This window comes from Streptococcus sp. 'caviae', from assembly GCF_001937065.1.
In the GTDB taxonomy this organism is placed as follows: Bacteria; Bacillota; Bacilli; order Lactobacillales; family Streptococcaceae; genus Streptococcus.
Map to the genome: position 1 here is coordinate 153,606 of NZ_MOWR01000003.1, position 20,733 is coordinate 174,338.

Here is a 20,733-nt window from a genome sequence, read left to right on the forward strand (position 1 = left end):
ATACTTATAGTAAACTAACCAGTTCTCATTCTTTGCTGATAGCTTGATATAAATCAATTTATCTACTTCAGAAGTCAGTTATACTGGAGGCAATAAAGGAGGAAGAAATCATGCAAAAATGGTTATCACGTTATCGAAATTGGCTGACAGTCATCACTGGTGTTCTTATTATACTTTCTTTTTCAGTTAAATGGTTTTCAAGTAGTGAGCAGGGTTCAGCTTATCTATTGTTTGCAGCTTCATTAGTTGGTGGTTTTCCAATTTTAGTTCAAGCATGTCAAGCTCTTAGAGTTAAGGTCATTAGCATCGATCTTTTGGTGACCCTTGCTATTTTAGGGGCATTTGTTATTAAAGAGTTTGAAGAATCGGCTATTGTGGCTTTTCTTTTCTTATTTGGTGCATATTTAGAACAAAGGACATTAGTCAAGACACGTTCTGCGATTAAAAATCTCGTGGAGATGGTGCCAGAGACTACTTTTCGTAAACTACACAATGGTGACTTTGAAGAGGTGTCAGTTGAAGAAGTTAATGAAGAAGATGTTCTTTTAGTAAAAACGGGTGGAAAGATCCCAGTTGACGGTGAAGTGATATTTGGCTCTGGTGCTGCAAATGAAGCAAGTATTACGGGCGAATCTATTCCAGTCTCTAAAGGTTTAAGAGATAAAGTTTTTGCTGGTACCATTCTCGAAAATGGCACTATACAAATACGTACTGAGAAGATTGGGGAAGATACAACTTTTGGGAAAATTATTGAATTAGTAGAAGAAGCACAGGACAGCAAGTCAAAAGCTGAGAGATTTATTGACCAATTTTCAAAATACTATACTCCTTCAGTTTTAGTGTTAGCGATTATTGTTTGGCTTATTAGCCGCAATATTGAGTTAGCCGTTACTATTTTGGTTCTTGGATGTCCTGGTGCACTGGTCATTGGCGTACCAGTTTCAAATGTGTCAGGGATTGGAAATGGCGCACGACATGGTATTTTATTTAAGGGTAGTGATGTCATTACAAACTTTAGTAAAGTTGATACAATGTTATTTGATAAAACAGGAACATTAACTTATGGTAACCCTCAGGTTGCACAGACAATCTATTATAGCAGTGATAGGAGTCTTGCTGAGAGCTTACTGGCTAGTGTTGAGAGAGAATCAGATCATCCGCTCGCGAAAGCAATTGTGAACCATTACTCAGGTTCTGTAGTAGAGGTTATTGACTCAACAGAGGTCGTTCAAGGTGGGGGAGTTGTTGCTCGTATTCAAAATCACCAAGTTCTCGTTGGGAACTCTTATTTGATGAATCAATATAATATTCCTTTCACTAACCGGATGAAGAGCGACATAGCAGGGATGGAAGCAGAAGGGAATTCAATTGTCCTAACTGCTATTGATGGACAAATAGCTCTTGTTGTAGGGATTCGCGACCAGATTAGACAAGGAGTCAAGGAGGATTTAGAGACGCTTAAGAATATGGGAGTAAAAAATCTCATTCTATTATCTGGAGATAATCAAGGCACAGTTGATTTAGTTACTAATCAGTTAGGCTTAACCGAGGCTTATGGTCATCTACTACCAGAAGACAAGGCAGAATTTGTGAGAAAACGTCAGGCAAGTGGAGAAATAGTAGCATTTGTCGGAGATGGTATTAATGATAGCCCATCATTGGCCTTAGCAGATATTGGAATTGCCATGGGAAACGGTACAGATGTTGCCATTGAAACTTCAAATGTTGTTTTGATGAATTCGGATTTTCACAGAATCCCTCATGCGATTGGATTGGCTAAAGCCACACGACGTAATATGATTGAAAATATCTTCATTGCATTGCTAGTCGTAGTAGTTCTTCTTATCAGCGTTCTCTCAAGTTCGTGGATGAATATGGCAATTGGCATGTTTGTTCATGAAGGTAGCATTCTCGTAGTTATTCTGAATGCTATGAGGCTTTTAAAATATAAAAGAAAATAGAGATTCTTGATAGAAATCAATTTTTTATTCTAAATATCGTACTATACTAAAGATATAATAAGGAAAGGAAGTAAAGATGATGAAAAAAGCTATACTACAGCTTGAAACACTGGCTTGTCCAACATGTATGCAAAAAATTGAGGGAGCCATTAAAAGTGTAACAGGTGTCGATAAGGAAAGTGTCAAAGTTCTATTCAATGCCAGTAAGGCAAAAGTAAATTTTGACGCTAGTATGACAAATATTAATGAAATTGTGAAGGCAGTGCAAGCAATTGGCTATGATGTCCTAAAAGCATCAGAAAAATAATAGGAGAAAGTTACAATGTTAAAACAATTTTTTGAAGCAAACGATGAGATGCTTGATCTATATACAAATGCTATTACAAAAGCTCATGGGAAAAATCATCCAGAAGTCTTTGATGTTCGCAAAGTTTATGAAACAATTCAACATAAAATTAGGGATAATAATTTGGACCTATCAAATGAATTTTCAGAACTAAGAGCTCTTACAAAAGATTATACAATTCCAGATGATGCTTGTGAGACATTTACTAAAACTTATCAGCTATTAAAACAATTTGATGAATTATCTCAAGAATAGGTTTTATCAATTAGAAAGAGGCTATCCATGGTTCAACACATTTGTGTGACACTTGTACCATTATTTAATTATCTGTCAGAAGATGAACAGATTAAAATTAATAGATTGGCACAACACAAACAATTTAAAAAAAATGAAATTGTTTTTAGACCAGGAGATGAAAATCTAGACATCGTGGCCCTCGGAAGTATGAAAGTATTCCAACTGTCTACAAATGGTGATGAACAGCTTTTACGGGTCGTTGAACCAGGTGGCTATGAGGGTGAGAATCAGTTGTTCGGTATTAAAAATGAATCTCTTTTTGGTGAAACTCTTGAAACAACTGAAATTTGTAGATTAAGTAAACAAGCTTTTGATCAAGTAATGCTTAGGAATCCACAAATAGCTCTTAAATTATTTGAATTAAGTGCGCAAAAGATGATTCAAGTAGAGAAGCAGGCCCATATTTTATCTATGGAGCGTGTTGAGGAACGTTTAGCGAACTACCTCTTGGATCTGTCAAAAGTAGCGAACGATTATCGGTTCAGTTTACCTATGAAGATGATTGATATCGCGCGATATATAGGGACTACCCCTGAAACTCTTTCTAGAAAATTTAGATTTCTTGAGGATAATAGATTGATAAAACGTTCAGGTAGAAGAATAATTATTCTTAACGGAGATGGCTTAATTGATTTATGAGGTGAAAAATGTCGTTTGACAAATTAAAGGAATATCTACCCTATCGAGGAGAAAAATATATTAAGCCGGAAAAGGCTGGTAATTATCGCCAGTATATGATGGATTTAAGGGACCTAGCTCGACAGGCCCGGGATGAATTCAGTTTAATCAGTAAATCTTTTGAAGACAGGGTAAAGCCATTTAAAGCAGAGCGTGTTAGTCAATGGATGAATCAATCTCAGCTATGTCGTCCACATTTTTGGTGTTACTTCCGATTGCCTTCCGATGATTTGGATGATTCAGCATTGGCTATTCGTCTTTATGGGGAATCTGATAATTTTAGAATTTCCGTTGAGGTTAGTTTTGTAGAAAGAAGGAGGTCTGAAAACAGTTTAGAGAAACAAAATAAAGTTTTGAATCTTCTTCCTTTTGGAGCCATGTATTATTTTGTACAAAAAATGGTATAAGTCTCAAAATGGATGCAACAGAAGAAAATCGAAAGAGTTTACTAAAACAGGTCAAATCAGGTGAGGTTCGTAAGGTCTTGGTTAAACAGGATATTCCAATTGAGACTGACCACTCATTAGAACGGTTAATTGATGATCTATTAAAAAGTTTTGATGAATTACTGCCATTTTATAAGGAAACAAAGAAATAAACTAAAGGATAGGTAGAAGTAACACCTATCCTTTAGTTTATAAAAATTATAGAAAGTCAAATTTATCCCAAAAAGAACGAAATAGTATAATTTTCTTTCCATTTCTATTTATTAATCCTTCTTCTTGAAAAGCTCTTAATTTACGGGATATAGTTTCAGGACTGGTAGCTAGATAGCTGGCTAGTTCTTTCAGTGAGACTGGTATCGTAATGGTCTCTTCAGTCATTACCTCTGAAGGGAGAGAGAGCTGACTGAAGTAGGTAGCTAAACGATCCTCTATTGAATCAATTGCCAGTAGTTGCAGTTGCTTCTCAATCTCTAAAGATTTGTAGGCATTTAATTGAAGTAGTTTGCAGCTTAATTGTGGGTAAAGATAGATTAACTTATTGAAATCTGACTTATATAGGATACATACTTTTGTTTCTTTAATGGCCTCTCCATAAAGAGAATCATTTGAGAGACCAAAGAGATAATTCTCTCCGTCATATTCTCCCTCATTAACAATACGAATAAGCTGTTCCTTACCAGTTTTACTCAGTTTATAGATTCTCATAGCACCAGCTGAAATAATCGATAGCTGCTCTGGATCATCGGGAGAAAAAATAATTTCTCCCTTTTTAAAGGTTTTATGATATAGCAATTCTTGAACCTTACTCTGTTCATCGCAAGCAAGATTATTAAAAAGAGGAACCCGATGAACGCAGCCAATTTTTGTCATATTTTTATTCTCCCTTGCATTCTTTTATATTTCCTAAAAAATTGACCATGGTCAATTTTTTTTAATTAGGGAAGATATATAATTAAATCACTATATGTAGTGTCTGTTTTTATCATCAAATACAGTATATAGGAATTATATATATTAGGAGGGAAAAATGCAAGTGATTAGAATATACTATATCAGTCTTAGCGGGAATACGACTAATTTTCTTGAAAGATTAGATCATTATCTCCAGAAGGAACTTCAAGAGAAATTGGATTATGTTAATGTCAAGGATTTAGTAAAAAATAATGAATCATTGGAATTTGAAGTCAAAGAACCTTACTTTGCTTTTCTACCAGCCTACCTTGAAGGAGGGAATGGTGTTACTACTGGTAATATCGAAATATTAACAACACCCCTCCGTAGGCTTATTGCATATAAAAAAAATAGTAAATATTGTATGGGCATCATCGGAAGTGGTAATCGAAATTTTAATAAACAATTCTGCCTGACAGCTCACCAGTATTCTGAGGAATTTGGATTTCCAGTATTAGATGAATTTGAATTACGAGGAACTGAAGAAGATGTTATTCGCATTTCAAATCGATTGAATACTAGGTTAATAGAGTGGAGATACAGTTCAGAGCTTGTATCATATAGGCACTTACCTAATATGACATCACATCATATGCCTCATCCCTTGCGGCACAGTCATCATATTAAAGATGGGACTTGGGAAAAGATAACTATTTGGTCCGGGAAGATAAAGATTTTCGAATTGAGAGAGAATGGAGATGTTCTCAGAGAGTGTACTTATGACACTAGCAATCAACCACCATTTATTGAACCCCAAACATGGTATAAACTCTCTCCGTTAACGGAAGACCTAGTATTTTCCATTGATCTCTTTTGTAAAAAATCCGATTTTTTACATCAATAAAGGTAAAAATATAAAAATAGAAAGAAGACTAGAATGACAAAAGATTATTTTATTCTGAATAATATGTTAAATGTACCGGTAGAGGGACAGATTCCACTTCATTATGACAGGGAGGCGTTAGAAGAATATTTAAATACAGAAATTAGGGATAACTTGAAAACCTTTGATAGTATCGATGAGAAATTGGATTATTTAATTAGTCACGATTATATTGATGAAAGTGTTTTGAGTATTTATGGTAAAGATAATAGGATCTTTATCAAGGAGCTATTTAAGTTCGCCTATAACTATGGTTTTAAATTTAAAAGCTTTATGGCTGCCTATAAATTTTATAATCAGTATGCAATGAAAACAAATGATTCAAAATATTATTTAGAAAACTTTGAGGATCGTGCTGTATTTAATGCTTTGTATCTTGCGAATGGGGATAGGAATCTTGCTCATAAGATACTAGAAGAACTTATTTCCCAAAGATATCAACCTGCAACACCAACATTTCTAAACGCAGGTAAGAAGAGGCGGGGAGAAATGGTTTCATGTTTTCTTATTGATATTGAAGATTCTATGCTATCGATTGGTCGGAATATTAATTCAGCTTTACAGCTTTCTAGAATAGGTGGAGGCGTAGGGGTTAATCTATCCAATCTACGTGCAACAGGATCCCCTATAAAAGAAATTGAGAATGCTTCTTCGGGTGTGCTGCCTGTTATGAAATTACTGGAAGATTCATTTTCCTATAGTAATCAACTAGGACAACGAAATGGTGCAGGAGTAGTGTATCTTAATGTTTTTCACCAAGATATTCTGGAATTTTTATCTACTAAAAAAGAAAATGCAGATGAGAAGATTCGAGTTAAAACATTATCACTAGGGTTAGTAGTACCCGATAAATATTATGAATTGCTTAAAACAAATGAACCCATGTATCTTTTTAATCCATATCACGTTGAGCGAGTTTATGGTCTCCCGTTTTCTTATGTTGATCTGACGAAAGAGTACGATACTATGGTGGCTAATAATGAAATAGAAAAGACTGTAATTAATGCTCGTGAATTAGAACAGGAAATTTCACGTTTACAACAAGAATCTGGTTATCCATACATTTTAAATATTGATACAGCTAATCGAACTAATCCTGTAAAAGGAAAAATTATTATGAGTAATCTTTGCTCAGAAATCCTTCAACCACAAGAACCGTCTATATTAAATCCAGATTTAAGTTATAAAAAGGTGGGGACCGATATTTCTTGCAACCTTGGTTCAATGAATATGGTAAATCTTATGGAAGCTAAAGATTTTGGAAAGTCTATAGAATATGCGATTCGGGCGCTCACCACTGTTACTGATCGGGGTGCGATCAGTGAAGTTCCAACTGTGGCTAATGGAAATTCGCTCTACCATACAATTGGGCTTGGTGCAATGGGACTTCATACAGTTCTAGCTCTTAATGGTATTGACTATGAATCTGATGAAGCCTTAGAATTTGTAGATGCTTTCTTTCTGGCTATGAACTATTACTCTTTAAAGGCCAGTCACCAGATTGCAGTGGAAAAGAACGAAACTTTTCATGATTTTGAATACTCTCGCTATGCTGATGGAACCTATTTTAATTATTATCTAGTGAAGGAATTTCATTTTACATCTGAAAAAGTGGCAAAGATATTTGAAAATATCTCATTACCGACAATTGAAGATTGGCAGTTATTAAAAGAAGGTGTCATGAAAGATGGTCTCTACCATCGAAATAGACTAGCTATTGCTCCTAATGGCTCTATTTCTTATATCAATGAGACTAGTGCATCTCTTCATCCAATTACTCAATTGATTGAAAATCGTCAAGAGAAAAAAGTTGGTTCAATCTTCCATCCTGCTCCATACTTGTCAAATAAAACACTTAGATATTATAAAACAGTTTACAACATGGATCAACGAAAAATTATTGATATCTACGCTAAAGCTCAGCGACATATTGATCAAGGAATGAGCTTGACACTCTTCATGCGTTCTGTATTACCTGAAGGTATCTATGAATGGAAGAAACAAGGAAGTTCAAAATTAACAACTCGAGACTTAAATCGTCTTCGTAATTATGCTTGGACAAAAGGAATTAAGTCACTCTACTATGTTCGGACATATACGGAAGATGACGAATTCAACAGTGTAAATAATTGTGAATCTTGCATGATTTAAGGAGGTACCATGTCAAAAAACTATTTATATTATAGGGCCATTAACTGGAATGTTGTCGAGGATGAATTTGACAATGCAGTATGGGAAAGAGCTACATCACTGTTTTGGTTAGATACCAGGATTCCAATTGAAAATGATTTTACGAATTGGATAAAGCTTAATTTTGAGGAACAAAGACAGTTAAGGCGTTTACTGATACTTTTAACGAATCTGTCTACCAATCAGTCCATAGAGGTAGGTGAAATTGTTCGAAATGGTAAGTGTTCGCAACAAGAAGTTGCTATTTTAAATAATATTCAATTTATCGAGATGGTCAATACCAAAGCCTATAATCGAATATTGCTCACCTTTGATAAAGAAATTAATCTTGAAAAGTCATTTGAGTGGGTCGATAATGACTCACGTGTACTGGAATATTTAAATGATATTAATACCGTTTATAGAGAATCGAGTCTAGTTAAAAAAAGGTTCATAGCGTTATGTGTAGAAGGTCTTCTGAACTATGCTTATTTTTCGTACCTTTTTGAGTTATGGATTAATAAAGAATTTAATAACCTCGGAACTATGTTGGAAATGATTATCCGTAATGAGTCCTTACATTGCTTTTATTTTAGTCATAAGGTAAAGCTTCTACTAAAAGAATCAGACCCGCAAGAGGTTGAGCGCTTCAAAGCATGGAGTTATGAAACTGTCAATCACTTTGTAAAGTTGGGGCTTAATATAATTGGTGACTTCTATTATTTGAAGGAGAGTAAAAAAATAGCTAAAAACTTAATATTGCAGGAAGCTAATAATATTCTTATGGGGATTGGGTTGAAAGAGCAATTTAGTTTTAATGCTGAAGTGTTGAAAGGAATAAATTATCGGTTAAATAACTTACGCAGGCATAATCTATCTATCTCTAGTAATAAATCAGCTTCAACTGATGAAGAGATTATGGAAGAATCGGATTACGCGTTCTAGAGGGGAATATGAAATATAGGGATATAGACTTAATTTGGTAATTTGACTAGAAGTTAGGATTAATATCATTGATTTAGAATTAGTTTATGATACACAATTTAAAGGAATGGGGGTGATAGGTACCGTTATCATATTAATGACAAAGGATAACAATAGATTGATCGATCTTATTACTGACTAGATATATATCGTATTAAAATCAATAATAGAGGTCTCAAGTATTTATGATTAAGTAGGGGTAGGAACTTGCTTAGTAATTAGAAGGATAAGTTATTATGCATAAATTGCATTAGGGACTTGTTAGAAAAAGTGAGAATAGAGGGTAGAAATAAATAAAACTACTGTTTAAGAAAGGAATTATATTATGACAACATTTTTTGGGAAAACCGTTACAGTTTCAGCAGAGAGACAACTACATGTTGGTGATACAATGTCAGATTTTACACTAATGTCAAGTGATTTAACTCTTAAAAGTTTAAGTGATTTTGAAGGGAAGAAGAAAGTTATCTCAATTGTTCCTTCACTGGAGACTGATTTATGTTCAACACAAACACGTACATTTAACAAGGAATTATCAGAACTAGAGGATACGGTTGTTATCACTGTATCAGTTGATTTACCATTTGCGCAGGCGCGGTGGTGTGGTGCTGAAGGATTAGATGTCGTTTTACTTTCTGACTATTATGATAATAGTTTTGGTAAAGCATTTGGTGTTCTCATGGATGAGTGGCATTTACTAGCTAGGGCAGTCTTGGTTCTAGATTCTCAAAATACTGTTCAATATACAGAATATCTTGAAAATATCAATGAATCTCCTAATTATGAGGAGCCTGTTGAGGTTGTTAAATCACTATAAGTGTGTGTATTACGTACATCATATACTATTCATATATTGGTAATATTAATAAGTACAAAGGTAAGGGGAAAAGAATGCTAAATAAAACAATGAATTGGCAGCTTATTGAAGATGAATTAGATGAATATGTCTGGGATAAGGCAACTGCGCAGTTCTGGTTGGATACAAGGGTTCCTGTTTCGAATGACCTATTAGATTGGAGAAAACTTTCTGATATGGAAAGGGAGGTGGTGAAAAAAGCGGTTGGAGGGCTTGCCTTATTAGATACGTTACAATCTGAAGAGGGCTTATATGCATTAAAGAAAAATGCAAGAACCTTAAAAGAGAGAGCTGTGTTAAGCGACTTCACCTTTATGGAATCCATCCATGCCAAAACATATGGAACCATTTTAATTTCACTTAATACATTCAAAGATATAGAAGAAATATATAATTGGATGAATAATGACCGTAGAATGCAATTTAAGGCTAAAAAGATTAATGAGATCTATCAGAACGGTACACCTATGCAGATTAAGGTTGCAAGTGTCTTTTTAGAAGGGATATTGTATTATAGTAATTTCTTTATCCCCCTTTGGTACCGAGGTCAGAATAAATTAGCTAACTTAGCAGAACTTATTAAATTGGTTATACGAGATGAATCAGTACATGGTACATATCTAGGCTATAAGTTTAGACAGGACTTTAACGAGTTATCGATTACTGAACAAGACAACTTTACTAATTGGATGTACTCCTTTTTAGAGGAGCTGCTAGAGAATGAATTCGCATATACTGAAGAAGTCTATTCTGAAATCGGGCTAGTGGAGGATATTAAAACATTCGTGAAATACAATGCAAATAAGTCCCTTCAAAATATGGGTTTTGAGATATATTTTAAAGATGCCTTAGTAAATGATGTAAATCCAATTGTAATGAATGGCATCTCTATTGAAACAGCAAATCATGATTTCTTTTCACAGGTTGGCGCAGGATATCTAATGGGAGAAGCAGAGGAAATGTCTGATGATGATTATATTTTTTAAAACTAACAACCAAGAATGAGGGGATTCTTAGATGACTGCAACTAAACAACATAAAAAAGTCATCCTTGTCGGTGACGGTGCTGTAGGCTTATCCGTCCGCCTATCCCAATTAGAAGTGAGCGACTCTCGGGTGTTTTCTGCCATTGTTATTCCTGAGATGAGAGCCAGTATGAAAACGGAAGCAGGTGTCCTTGTCATGTATGCTGGTAGAGACACAGCCAATCCCAGCATCTGGTATTTCTTCGAGGTTTATCAGAATGAAGCTGCTTATAGCAGTCACTGCCAAACTCCCAATTTTAAGGACTATATTAAAAGAAGTGGTGAACTGGTTCTGAATAAAGATTTGCAAGTCTTGGCGGGTGAGATGCTGGTGCATCAGTGAAGATTTCAGAGAGGAAATTTTGTGTTGCCGTCAGATAAGGTTTGCAAGGTGAGGCTTTGCTATAGTATTAAAAACGGTTAGAACAGTTGATGTTCTAGCCGTTTTTGAGAGATGTATAATCTTAATTTGTATGATTGCTATTAAAACCAATACCAAGCTTTTATGCCTGCTTTTTGACAATTTTTGGTATAGTAAAGCAAAAAATAGGTTTCAATCAAGAAGAGGCAAGCAGTAGTAATATAGAGCACAAGGGTTGGTTTTGCTGCAAGCAAAATGCTTGTCATACCTGCAACAAACGTAGTTGCCAGTTGTAAGCTGATATAGGTTTTACTAAATTTGACGTGAGGCTTGTTGTAAATAGTGTTGGCAAGTACTGCCCGTTGAAACAATAGGAGACCAGTATAGAGAAATAGAACGACAAAAAAGTGATTAGCTCCAAGATCGGTCAAAAAACTGATAGCAACAGCTATCATGATTAAACCGATAAAGATAGGATAATGGCTATAGATCAGAAAGAGCCCCGTGTATCTTTGCTGTCATCAATCGCATTGTCGAACTGACCAAAGTAATAGAGAAACACGTTTAAAATATTGAATCAAATACTAGAGAAATGGGGTCATTGTTAGGATACCTACTGTCCAGCAAAAGTAGTTAAAGTAACCCTGCCAGTCATTGCTAATCATATTGGAAATCAAAAGAAGCATAGCCATATTGATGACGCTGACAATAATATTGAAAAGGGATTTTTTTCCATAGCGATTAGTAAAAACCGTTTGGATCATCCAAGTGTTAACCAAAATAAGGATAGTTACCAAAAAGGTTGCCATGGCAGAAAAACTCACGATTCCGTGATGGAGGTGATGGATGAGAGCGGTCGTTTTTGAATGAAGACATGAGTTGTTCCTTTCAAAAAATTGATGTATTTTAAGAGATAGATAAAAAGGCAAAGGCATCTTTTAAGGCCGCCAAAAATACTTTGGCTGCCCGGGATTGCTGGCTGTGCTTCTTCCAGATGAGGGAGAGCTGGATAGGCGGTAAATCACCTTCTAAGGGTATAAAGGTGAGAGGACTCTCTTTACTATCAGTCGCGACTAAGTCTGACCAAGTGATGGCGAGGCCCATGCCAGCTTCCACCATGAGACTGGCATTAAAAATGAGATTGAAGGTGGCTGGGATTTGTATTTTGTTAGGCAGTTTTTGATTGAAGAAGGTCTTAGATTCTGATTGGTTGGGTAAAAGAATTGGATAGGGAGCTAAATCGTCCCAGTTAAGGCTGCTGTGATTGGCCAAGTCGTGATTTTTGGGAAGGAGAACTCCCCAGTATTCCTGAGTGGGCAGAAGCAGCTGGTCATAGATATTTTTATCAACATCCCTTGCAACAATACCAAAATCAAGAATACCAGTATTGAGCTTTTCCAGAATATCATCGGCATTGGCACTGTTAACATTGAACTGAATACGAGGATAGGTCGCTTGGATGTCTTTAGCAACAGCAAAGACAGATTTGAGCGAGCGCCCCTCAGCCGCACCAATCGTCACTGTACCGGATACGGGACCCTTTTCCATGAGGTTGCTGCTGGTTTTATCAACCAATGACAAAATTTCAAGTGCGCGGTTGTAGAGGTAGTGACCATCCTCCGTCAGAGTGACCTCTCGGCTTCCCCGATAAAAGAGTTGGGTGCCTAATTCTTCCTCCAACTCCTTAATCTGCCGAGAAAGGGTTGGCTGGGTTACATGACGTTTTTGGGCTGCTTTGGAAATTGATTTTTCCTCAGCAATCGTCACAAAATACTGTAAAACACGAATTTCCATAAGATGATTTCCTTTCCTATCTAGTATAGCATGAATTTTTATATTATGCTTAGAAAGCATAACATCTATTATTTATAAGTATTTGTAATGATCTAAACAGGGGAGTATACTAGGAATAAGAAATAAATTGTACCTGCCTGTATTCCTCTGAAAATGACACTCCCTGAAATCTTATGATTGTTCATTAGAGTTGCTCGTTTTTGGGAATGCAGAGCGGTGTCATATCTTAGTAAAGGAGCTATAAGATGACTGAACAGCGTTTTAATCTGACACAAGAATGGGATAAAGTTTTTCCAAAAAGTGATAAGGTCAACCATGAGAAAGTGACCTTTCCCAACCACTTTGGCATCGCCCTTACGGCTGATTTGTATCGTCCAAAGGGAGCAGTTGGTAAGCTTCCGGCTCTCGCAGTTTCAGGTCCATTCGGAGCTGTTAAGGAGCAGTCTTCAGGCCTATATGCTCAGGAAATGGCAGAGCGTGGCTTTGTGACTCTGGCCTTTGACCCTTCCTACACAGGTGAATCAGGCGGTTGTCCTCGCTATATGCAGTCTCCTGATATCAATACCGAAGACGTCCAAGCTGCAGTTGACTTCCTGTCAAATTTAGATGGAGTTAATTCAGAAAAAATCGGGATTATCGGAATTTGCGGTTGGGGTGGTATCGCCTTGAATACTGCGGCTATCGATCCTCGTATCAAGGTGACCGTTGTCTCAACCATGTATGATATGTCTCGTGTCGCTGGCAATGGCTATTTTGATGAGGCAGACAATGAGGAAGCCCGCTATCAACAGCGCTTAGCTCTGGCTCAGCAGCGTACCGTCGATTTCGCTAATGGTACTTATGCCATGGCTGGCGGTGTGGTTGATCCTCTGCCGGATGATGCCCCGCAGTTTGTCAAGGATTACTATGCTTACTATAAGCAGCCTCGCGGTTACCATGCCCGCAGCCTCAACTCTAATGACGGCTGGGCGGTTCAATCCAATACCAGCTTTGCCAATACGCGCTTTCTTCACTACAGCCATGAGATTCGCAATGCTGTTCTCCTAGTACACGGTGATGCCGCCCATTCTTACTACATGGGCAAGGACGCTTTTGCCAAGCTAAAGGGTGACAATAAGAAGATGATTACAGTTAAAGGAGCCAGTCACACAGACCTCTATGACCAAAAAGATAAGATTCCGTTTGAAGCCATTGAAAATTTTATTCGTGAACAGCTGGGCTAAGAGTATAGGAGCAATCAGTATTTTTGCCTTGACCTTAGCAGCTCTTGCAGCCTGCCAATCGCAGAAGTCCTCTCCGTCACAGACCAGTTCATCCAGTCTGATTAAACAGAGTAATAAAGCAAATAGGAGGCTTGAAATGACCAGTATTTCATTGACGATTGATAATCAGAAGTATTGGCTGGAGCTGGCTGATACCACAGCCAGTCAGGAATTGCTGAAAAAATTAGAAGATGGTCCTATCAAAATTGCAGCTGAGCCTTATGGCGGCTTTGAATTGGTCGGTGAGCTGGGAGAGTCTTTAACAGCAAATGATACCAGTCTGTCTGCTAAAGCTGGTGATGTCATGCTTTATCAAGGCGATAAGCTGGTCTTTTTCTATGGAAACAATAAATGGTCTTACACTCGAATCGGTCATGTATCCGATCAAAACTTTCAAACAGCTTTAAAAAAAGGTGCTAGGACTATTACATTGCAAGCAGAATGATAAGAAAGAAGTGATGATTCATGCCTAAACATGAAGAAGTGAAACATAATCCGCTATTTGATTTTGGTGCCGATAATCCTTACGGCGCCAGCTTTACAGGTCAGTCTTATCTGGCTATGCTGGCGCAGGCGCCAGATGGATCTGTCCATGTTGGCAATGTGACCTTTGAACCGGGCTGCCGCAACAACTGGCACGTGCACTTGGATGGCTATCAGATCCTCCTTGTGACTGGAGGCGAAGGGCTTTATCAGGAAGCAGGCAAGCCAGCTCGTCATCTAAGGGCTGGAGATGTTGTTGTGACCGATAAGGGTGTTAAACACTGGCATGGTGCTACCGAGGACTCTTGGTTCAGCCATGTGGCCATTACTGCTGGCGCCGGTGAGTTCTATGAACCAGTAACCGATCAGGAGTACGAAGAAGCCAATCAATGAGCATGAAGCTATAGGAGGTCGATGGATATGGCTAAGAAACAAACAGCAGGGCGGGAACGGTTAGGAGACTTTGCTCCCAAATTTGCAGAAATCAATGATGACATCCTCTTTGGGCAGGTCTGGTCTCGAGAAGCAGAACTACCAGCCAAGACCCGCTCAATTGTAACAGTATCAGCGCTTATTGCCGGCGGAAACTGGGAGCAGCTCCAGTATCATCTCAAGGCTGCAAAAGCAAACGGTGTGAGCAGAGAAGAAATCTCAGAAATCATTACCCACCTTGCTTTTTATGTCGGCTGGCCAAAAGCCTGGTCTGCCTTTGGAATTGCCAAGGAAATTTGGGAAGAACAATAAGTCATCTACTTTTTGGTTTAGTCGCAGGATTCACAACGCTATTTTTAATATATAGATTTGATATGGAAGAAGGCGGCAACAGCATTTATGCTGCCTTTAGTGACATTTGGCGAAAGCAGGCTGGCAGATAAAAAACTGACTGGTCTGCTGGTTTATTTCTGGATTTTTTGTTTGCTTATCATGGTGAAGTGTGCTAAAGTATGGAGATAATTAATGCATTAAGGAGGATATTATGAAAACAACCGTATTTGTTAAAGCCGGTCAAGTGGCCGTTGAAACTATTGATAAACCCCAGATTGTTGAGGCGGACGATGCTCTTATCCGGGTGGTGCGCTCTTGTGTATGCGGATCTGACCTCTGGTCTTACCGCGGTGATGATCAAAAAGAAGCTGGTTCTGGAAATACCGGCCATGAAATTATTGGTATCATTGAAGAAACAGGTTCTGAGGTCAATACAGTTAAGAAGGGCGATTTTGTCATTGCACCGTTCACGCATGGCTGCGGTCATTGTGCAGCCTGCCGTGCTGGCTTTGAAGGCGGCTGCCAGGGGCATGATGCCAGTACGAACTTCAGCTCTGGTTACCAAGCCGAATATGTCCGCTATGCGCATGCGGATTGGTCCTTGGTGAAGATTCCCGGACAGCCAAGTGATTACAGTGAAGGCATGATTGCTTCCTTCTTGTCTCTTGCTGATGTTATGCCGACCGGTTATCATGCCGCTCGGGTTGCCAATGTGCAAAAGGGAGACACGGTTGCTGTAGTTGGTGACGGTGCCGTTGGTCTTTGTGCAGTTATTGCGGCTAAGATGCGCGGGGCTAAGCGAATTATCATCATGAGCCGTCATAAAGACCGTCAGGACTTGGCTGTAGAATTTGGTGCAACCGATATTGTTGCAGAACGCGGCGAAGAAGGTGTTGCCAAGGTTCTTGAATTGACGAACGGAGACGGCGTAGACGCTGCGCTTGAATGCGTTGGCACACAGCTCTCAACTGAAACGGCTATTAAGATTGCCCGTCCGGGTGCTGTTGTCGGCCGTGTAGGTGTTCCGCATACAGATGACATTAACCCCGGTGATTATTTCATGAGAAATACCATTTTTGCAGGCGGTCCGGCATCCGTGACGACTTATGACAAGAGTGTTTTGCTGAAGGCTGTCCTTGATGGTGAAATCAACCCCGGCAAGGTCTTCACGCAAAGCTACAAGCTGGATGATATTGATCAGGCCTACAAGGATATGGAAGCAAGAAGAACTATCAAATCAATGATTGTCATGGAATGATAGTAACTGCATAAAAATGAATAGATAAAAGCAAAAGAAGACTGATGGCAAATTTTTGCCCGGTCTTTTTTGTCTGTTCGGACGTATTGTCTCGGCCTATATCATTGAGCACAGGGCTTTCAAATTTTCAAAGATTTTGCTCATTTTTCCCATAATTAATGCTTATAGCCAACCATAAAAAATTTAGATTATACAAGACGACCAAGAGATGGTACGATATCAGAAATATAAAAAGAATAGAGGTTATTTTATGTCTAAATTTACCATACATACCATCGAAACAGCACCTGAGGAAGTCAAAGAAACCCTGCGTACAGTTGAGAAGGATAACGGCGGCTATATTCCTAATCTTATCGGACTTCTGGCCAATGCACCGACAGCGCTGGAAACGTATCGTACCGTTGGAGCCATTAATCGCCGTAATTCTTTGACACCAACTGAACGTGAGGTTGTTCAGATTACTGCAGCTGTAACCAATGGCTGTGCTTTCTGTGTAGCAGGCCATACAGCTTTTTCGATCAAGCAGATCCAGATGGCACCTGATCTCTTAGAAGCGCTGCGAAATAGTACGCCTATTGACGATAATCCTAAGTTGGATACTTTAGCTAAGTTTACTATTGCTGTCATTAATACCAAAGGGCGTGTTGGGGACGAAGCCTTTGCTGATTTTCTGGAGGCAGGCTATACACAGGAAAATGCTCTTGATGTTGTCCTAGGTGTCAGTTTGGCATCGCTTTGCAATTATGCCAATAACATGGCGGATACACCGATTAATCCAGAGCTACAGCAGTATGCAAAATAAAGGAGAAGTATATGGCTTATTTTTCAAAGGACTTTATAATTTGGCTGGATGCTAAGGCCGATCAGCTGGACAGAGAGTCCGGTCATTTGGCTGACCAGCTCTTGGAGCGAATTGCGGCAGAAGGTGTCTTTGGCATTGCTGTGCCTGAAATCTATGGCGGCCAAGGCGGCAGCAAGACAGAAGTAGTAGCCTTTTTATCAGAATTAGCTAGACATTCTTTAACGGCTGCCTTTATATCCTGGGGGCATCGGACTTTTATTGAGACTATTCTTGCCAGTAGCAACGACTCTCTGAAAAAGTCTTGGCTGCCGGATTTATTAACAGGAAAGCTGGCAGCTGGGACGGCTTTATCAAATGCCACTAAATTTTTATCCAATATCGAAGACCTAAATGTCACCATTATTGAGAAAGAAGGCCGCTACTATCTTAAAGGCCGCCTGCCTTGGATAACGAATTTACGTTCAGATAACTTTGCGGCTGTTTTTGCAGCTCAATTTGAAGACAGCAGCAAAGAGCCAATCATTTTGGTCATTCCTTCCGGAGTGTTCGGCTTGTCGCGTTCAGCTGACTTAGAATTTGTGGCCTTGCAGGGGTCTAATACGGCAGCTTTAACCTTTGATAATGTTCCCTTAGACGACACTTGGATACTGTCTGAGGATGCCAAAGGTTTTTTGGCTCAGACACGGCCAGAGTTTTTAGGCTATCAATTTGGCCTGGCTTTTGGCCTAGCAGAGCGTTCGCTGGCTGAAGTGGCACAGAGCTTAAGCAGCAACCGCTCGGTACTTAAAGAAGAGTATGATGAAACAAGAACTAAACTAAGTGCCGTGCAGCGCGACCTGTTTAAAGGTCTGGAATCACAAGAGTTTATTCAAGAACCTCGCCGGCTTTTTCAGCTGCGCATTGATATTGTCGATATTGTGGCAGCCAGTTTGCTTTTGGAATTACAGGCAAGCGGCGGCCGCGGTTACTTCAAAAATTCGGCTTCCGGTTTTATCCGCCGCTGGAAGGAGGGTGCTTTTTTACCTATTGTTTCCCCAAGCGCTGTCCAGCTGCGGCATATTCTGGCAACTGTCTAATCAGACAAAGGAACAAGGCCGAAACAAATGTGTCTCGGCCTTGTTTTCTTGTAAAAAATTATGGAAGAGCAGGAGAAATAGTATTCATCAGAATATCAGCGCTGGTATCAGGCAGAATTCTGACGCGGTTCAAGGACAGAAGACCATTTTCAGCGCTTGCCAGGCCTTCGTTGGTTGTGACACCCAGCTTGTATTGATTGTTGGCCAGACTAAGCGTCGTATCATTATAACGTCCTGCCGGATAGGCGATAGCTGTAGTTGTTTGATTGAGCTGCCTATCTAGGTACTCTTTTGACTGTGACAGTTCCTTGGCCTGTGTTTCCTGATCCAATGTCGATAAATCCGGGTGATTGACCGTATGCGACTGAAAAGACATGCCGTTTGCTTTCATTTCCTTCATTTGTTTAACGGTCAGGTTGCCGGCTCTGCCTTCATCGGTAAAGGCGGTAATGACATTGTTGGTTGCCTTAGCCTGATATTTCTTTAAAATAGGATAGGCGATAGTATAAAAATCAATCAGACTGTCATCAAAGGTCAGCCAGATAACTTTTTTAGCAGGCAGAGCATTTTGGCTGAGAGCCCGATAAGCTTCTTCGGGTGTCAAAAAATAATAGCCTTCTTCGCTTAAACGCTTGATATGGCTTTCGAAAACAGCGGGTGAAACAATGAGATTGGCGTTGGCTGCTTCATCAGGTGCCATATCATGAATGGCATGATACATCAAAATAGGCAGCTGCACAGGCTCGTTCTGTTTGGTCCACTTGACTTTTTGGACTGCTTGTTGAACTTTGTCTTGACTGACAGTGGTCACAGAATTGGCCGTTTTAGTGTTCGTTTTGCTGTTTTGCCGCAGGAGTGCTGTCAGGAGGCCCCCAACAGCTGCAAGGCAGGCAAGAAGCAATATTATATTGATAATGGTCAGCTTTTTATTTCTCTTAATCATAAATTATCCTTTCAGCTAATTATAGCATAAGGAAAGGATAATTAGCTGTAAATTCTGCTGAAAATTTGATATAATGAAAAAAATGTTTTTTGCAAGGAGAAAGAAATGTCTATAAAAATTGGTTTGCTTGGTTTCGGTACAGTGGCAAGCGGTATTCCGTTTTTGTTAAAGGAAAATAATGAAAAAATTACGGCTGCCTCAAGAGACCGTTTGGAAATTGCTAAGGTTCTGGTCAAGGACGATGAGGAAAAAAACCGTCTTTTGGCCCAGGGCAATGACTTTAACTTTGTGACTAATGTTGATGACATTTTATCCGACGAGACGATTGACATTGTTGTTGAGCTGATGGGGCGTATCGAACCTGCCAAAACCTTTATTACAAAGGCGCTTGAAGCTGGTAAAAATGTTGTTTCCGCTAATAAGGATCTGATTGCTACGCACGGCAGGGAGCTGATTAAACTGGCTCAAGATAAAGGAGTTGCTTTTTATTATGAAGCGGCTGTTGCCGGCGGAATTCCAATTTTGCGAACCTTGGCTAACTCATTGACTTCTGATAAGGTAACACGTATTTTAGGTGTGCTTAACGGAACGTCTAATTTTATGATGACTAAGATGGTTGATGAGGGATGGACTTACGAAGCAGCTTTAGCAGAAGCACAGGCACTGGGTTATGCGGAAAGCGATCCGACCAATGATGTGGAAGGGATTGACGCAGCTTACAAGGCTGTCATTTTGAGCCAGTTCGGTTTTGGAATGACCATTGATTTTGACCAAGTAGCCCATCAAGGTATCTCAAGCATTACGCCAGATGATGTCAGTGTCGCTCAGCAGCTGGGCTATGTCATTAAACTGGTGGGTTCTGTCGAAGAGACTGAGTCAGGCATCTTTGCTGAAGTTTCACCAACCTTCCTGCCCAAAGCTCACCCGCTTGCCAGTGTTAATGATGTCATGAATGCTGTCTTTGTTGAATCTATCGGCATTGGAGAGTCTATGTATTACGGACCGGGTGCCGGCCAGAAACCAACGGCAACCTCTGTAACGGCAGATATTATTCGCATTGCCCGCCGAATTAAAGACGGGAACGTCGGCAAGCCTTTTAATGAATTTGTCCGCGATACTCGGATTGCCCATCCGGATGATGTTAAGAGCCACTATTATTTCGCTGTCAACACAGCAGATGAAAAAGGGAAAATGCTGCGCCTAGCTGAAATCTTTAATTCAGAAGACATTTCTTTTGAGCAGGTTCTGCAGCAAAAAGCTAATGGTGAAACAGCGCGTGTTGTGATTATCACGCACTCTCTGAGCAAGACACAGTTAGCCAATGTTACTGAAAAGCTGAAGGCTGTTGCCGACTTTGAATTAGTAAATACCTTCAAGGTGTTAGGGGAATAGA

The 20,733-nt window shown here is 39.1% G+C and carries 23 protein-coding genes and 2 pseudogenes; 20 read left to right on the forward strand and 5 right to left on the reverse strand.

Annotation, left to right across the window (positions count from 1 at the left end; all coding sequences use genetic code 11):
• The first annotated feature begins 110 nt into the window (after window positions 1–110).
• The 5 genes and pseudogenes from BMI76_RS04400 to BMI76_RS04420 all read left to right on the forward strand — a co-directional run bounded on the left by BMI76_RS04400 (window position 111) and on the right by BMI76_RS04420 (window position 3,880).
• A complete protein-coding gene (locus BMI76_RS04400) occupies window positions 111–1,961 on the forward strand; it encodes a heavy metal translocating P-type ATPase (RefSeq protein WP_075346389.1) in 1,851 nt (616 codons plus the stop codon).
• Between the two features lie 79 nt (window positions 1,962–2,040).
• Window positions 2,041–2,268, forward strand: a complete 228-nt coding sequence (locus tag BMI76_RS04405) for a heavy-metal-associated domain-containing protein (RefSeq protein ID WP_037619394.1) — start codon at window positions 2,041–2,043, stop codon at window positions 2,266–2,268.
• A 15-nt stretch (window positions 2,269–2,283) separates the two neighbouring features.
• Window positions 2,284–2,562, forward strand: coding sequence for a hypothetical protein (locus BMI76_RS04410; RefSeq protein ID WP_014294089.1), 279 nt, complete (start codon window positions 2,284–2,286; stop codon window positions 2,560–2,562).
• A gap of 27 nt (window positions 2,563–2,589) precedes the next feature.
• Window positions 2,590–3,243 (forward strand): Crp/Fnr family transcriptional regulator, encoded by a 654-nt coding sequence (locus BMI76_RS04415; protein ID WP_075346390.1) that lies wholly within the window; start codon window positions 2,590–2,592, stop codon window positions 3,241–3,243.
• A gap of 8 nt (window positions 3,244–3,251) precedes the next feature.
• A pseudogene (locus BMI76_RS04420) lies at window positions 3,252–3,880 on the forward strand (hypothetical protein).
• A 46-nt stretch (window positions 3,881–3,926) separates the two neighbouring features.
• On the opposite strand, the gene BMI76_RS04425 reads toward BMI76_RS04420, so the two are convergent.
• Window positions 3,927–4,598, reverse strand: a complete 672-nt coding sequence (locus BMI76_RS04425; protein ID WP_039670523.1) for a Crp/Fnr family transcriptional regulator — start codon at window positions 4,596–4,598, stop codon at window positions 3,927–3,929.
• A 157-nt stretch (window positions 4,599–4,755) separates the two neighbouring features.
• Between BMI76_RS04425 and nrdI the strand changes: the two are divergent.
• From nrdI to BMI76_RS04455, 7 genes and pseudogenes are all read left to right on the forward strand, one after another.
• A pseudogene (nrdI, locus tag BMI76_RS10930) lies at window positions 4,756–5,193 on the forward strand (class Ib ribonucleoside-diphosphate reductase assembly flavoprotein NrdI); the annotation flags it as partial.
• Window positions 5,191–5,523, forward strand: coding sequence for a DUF1971 domain-containing protein (locus BMI76_RS10935; protein ID WP_275138287.1), 333 nt, complete (start codon window positions 5,191–5,193; stop codon window positions 5,521–5,523). The pseudogene nrdI and the gene BMI76_RS10935, both read left to right, overlap by 3 nt.
• A gap of 33 nt (window positions 5,524–5,556) precedes the next feature.
• Complete coding sequence (gene nrdE / locus BMI76_RS04435; protein WP_075346392.1) at window positions 5,557–7,713, forward strand: class 1b ribonucleoside-diphosphate reductase subunit alpha; 2,157 nt, start codon at window positions 5,557–5,559, stop codon at window positions 7,711–7,713.
• Between the two features lie 9 nt (window positions 7,714–7,722).
• Window positions 7,723–8,676 (forward strand): ribonucleotide-diphosphate reductase subunit beta, encoded by a 954-nt coding sequence (locus BMI76_RS04440; protein ID WP_075346393.1) that lies wholly within the window; start codon window positions 7,723–7,725, stop codon window positions 8,674–8,676.
• Between the two features lie 364 nt (window positions 8,677–9,040).
• Window positions 9,041–9,532, forward strand: coding sequence for a thiol peroxidase (gene tpx, locus BMI76_RS04445; RefSeq protein ID WP_075346394.1), 492 nt, complete (start codon window positions 9,041–9,043; stop codon window positions 9,530–9,532).
• Window positions 9,533–9,606: 74 nt separating this feature from the next.
• A complete protein-coding gene (gene nrdF / locus BMI76_RS04450) occupies window positions 9,607–10,557 on the forward strand; it encodes a class 1b ribonucleoside-diphosphate reductase subunit beta (protein WP_075346395.1) in 951 nt (316 codons plus the stop codon).
• Window positions 10,558–10,588: 31 nt separating this feature from the next.
• On the forward strand, window positions 10,589–10,939 hold the full coding sequence (locus BMI76_RS04455) for a putative quinol monooxygenase (RefSeq protein WP_257615238.1): 351 nt from the start codon (window positions 10,589–10,591) through the stop codon (window positions 10,937–10,939).
• A gap of 140 nt (window positions 10,940–11,079) precedes the next feature.
• Here BMI76_RS04455 and BMI76_RS10865 read toward each other — a convergent pair whose 3' ends face one another.
• The 3 genes from BMI76_RS10865 to BMI76_RS04470 all read right to left on the reverse strand — a co-directional run bounded on the left by BMI76_RS10865 (window position 11,080) and on the right by BMI76_RS04470 (window position 12,751).
• Window positions 11,080–11,412, reverse strand: a complete 333-nt coding sequence (locus tag BMI76_RS10865) for a hypothetical protein (RefSeq protein ID WP_075346396.1) — start codon at window positions 11,410–11,412, stop codon at window positions 11,080–11,082.
• A 129-nt stretch (window positions 11,413–11,541) separates the two neighbouring features.
• Window positions 11,542–11,892, reverse strand: a complete 351-nt coding sequence (locus BMI76_RS10975; RefSeq protein WP_075346397.1) for a low temperature requirement protein A — start codon at window positions 11,890–11,892, stop codon at window positions 11,542–11,544.
• Complete coding sequence (locus BMI76_RS04470) at window positions 11,864–12,751, reverse strand: LysR family transcriptional regulator (protein WP_075346398.1); 888 nt, start codon at window positions 12,749–12,751, stop codon at window positions 11,864–11,866. Before BMI76_RS04470 ends, BMI76_RS10975 begins: the two co-directional genes overlap by 29 nt.
• A gap of 245 nt (window positions 12,752–12,996) precedes the next feature.
• Here BMI76_RS04470 and BMI76_RS04475 point away from each other — a divergent pair, with 245 nt between their 5' ends.
• The 7 genes from BMI76_RS04475 (at window position 12,997) to BMI76_RS04505 (ending at window position 18,397) form a co-directional block, all read left to right on the forward strand.
• Window positions 12,997–13,974, forward strand: coding sequence for an alpha/beta hydrolase (locus tag BMI76_RS04475; RefSeq protein WP_075346399.1), 978 nt, complete (start codon window positions 12,997–12,999; stop codon window positions 13,972–13,974).
• Between the two features lie 136 nt (window positions 13,975–14,110).
• Window positions 14,111–14,458, forward strand: coding sequence for a cyclophilin-like fold protein (locus BMI76_RS04480; RefSeq protein WP_075346400.1), 348 nt, complete (start codon window positions 14,111–14,113; stop codon window positions 14,456–14,458).
• Between the two features lie 20 nt (window positions 14,459–14,478).
• On the forward strand, window positions 14,479–14,889 hold the full coding sequence (locus BMI76_RS04485; RefSeq protein ID WP_075346401.1) for a cupin domain-containing protein: 411 nt from the start codon (window positions 14,479–14,481) through the stop codon (window positions 14,887–14,889).
• Window positions 14,890–14,916: 27 nt separating this feature from the next.
• Window positions 14,917–15,240, forward strand: a complete 324-nt coding sequence (locus BMI76_RS04490) for a carboxymuconolactone decarboxylase family protein (protein WP_075346475.1) — start codon at window positions 14,917–14,919, stop codon at window positions 15,238–15,240.
• Window positions 15,241–15,472: 232 nt separating this feature from the next.
• On the forward strand, window positions 15,473–16,519 hold the full coding sequence (locus BMI76_RS04495; RefSeq protein WP_075346402.1) for a zinc-dependent alcohol dehydrogenase family protein: 1,047 nt from the start codon (window positions 15,473–15,475) through the stop codon (window positions 16,517–16,519).
• 250 nt (window positions 16,520–16,769) lie between these two features.
• On the forward strand, window positions 16,770–17,321 hold the full coding sequence (locus BMI76_RS04500; protein ID WP_075346403.1) for a carboxymuconolactone decarboxylase family protein: 552 nt from the start codon (window positions 16,770–16,772) through the stop codon (window positions 17,319–17,321).
• An 11-nt stretch (window positions 17,322–17,332) separates the two neighbouring features.
• A complete protein-coding gene (locus tag BMI76_RS04505) occupies window positions 17,333–18,397 on the forward strand; it encodes an acyl-CoA dehydrogenase family protein (protein ID WP_075346404.1) in 1,065 nt (354 codons plus the stop codon).
• Between the two features lie 58 nt (window positions 18,398–18,455).
• On the opposite strand, the gene BMI76_RS04510 is transcribed toward BMI76_RS04505, so the two are convergent.
• Window positions 18,456–19,340, reverse strand: a complete 885-nt coding sequence (locus BMI76_RS04510; protein WP_075346405.1) for a polysaccharide deacetylase family protein — start codon at window positions 19,338–19,340, stop codon at window positions 18,456–18,458.
• A gap of 105 nt (window positions 19,341–19,445) precedes the next feature.
• Here BMI76_RS04510 and BMI76_RS04515 point away from each other — a divergent pair, with 105 nt between their 5' ends.
• The gene (locus BMI76_RS04515) at window positions 19,446–20,732 is read left to right on the forward strand and encodes a homoserine dehydrogenase (RefSeq protein WP_075346406.1); all 1,287 of its coding nucleotides are present in this window, start codon (window positions 19,446–19,448) and stop codon (window positions 20,730–20,732) included.
• Window position 20,733: the final 1 nt, after the last annotated feature.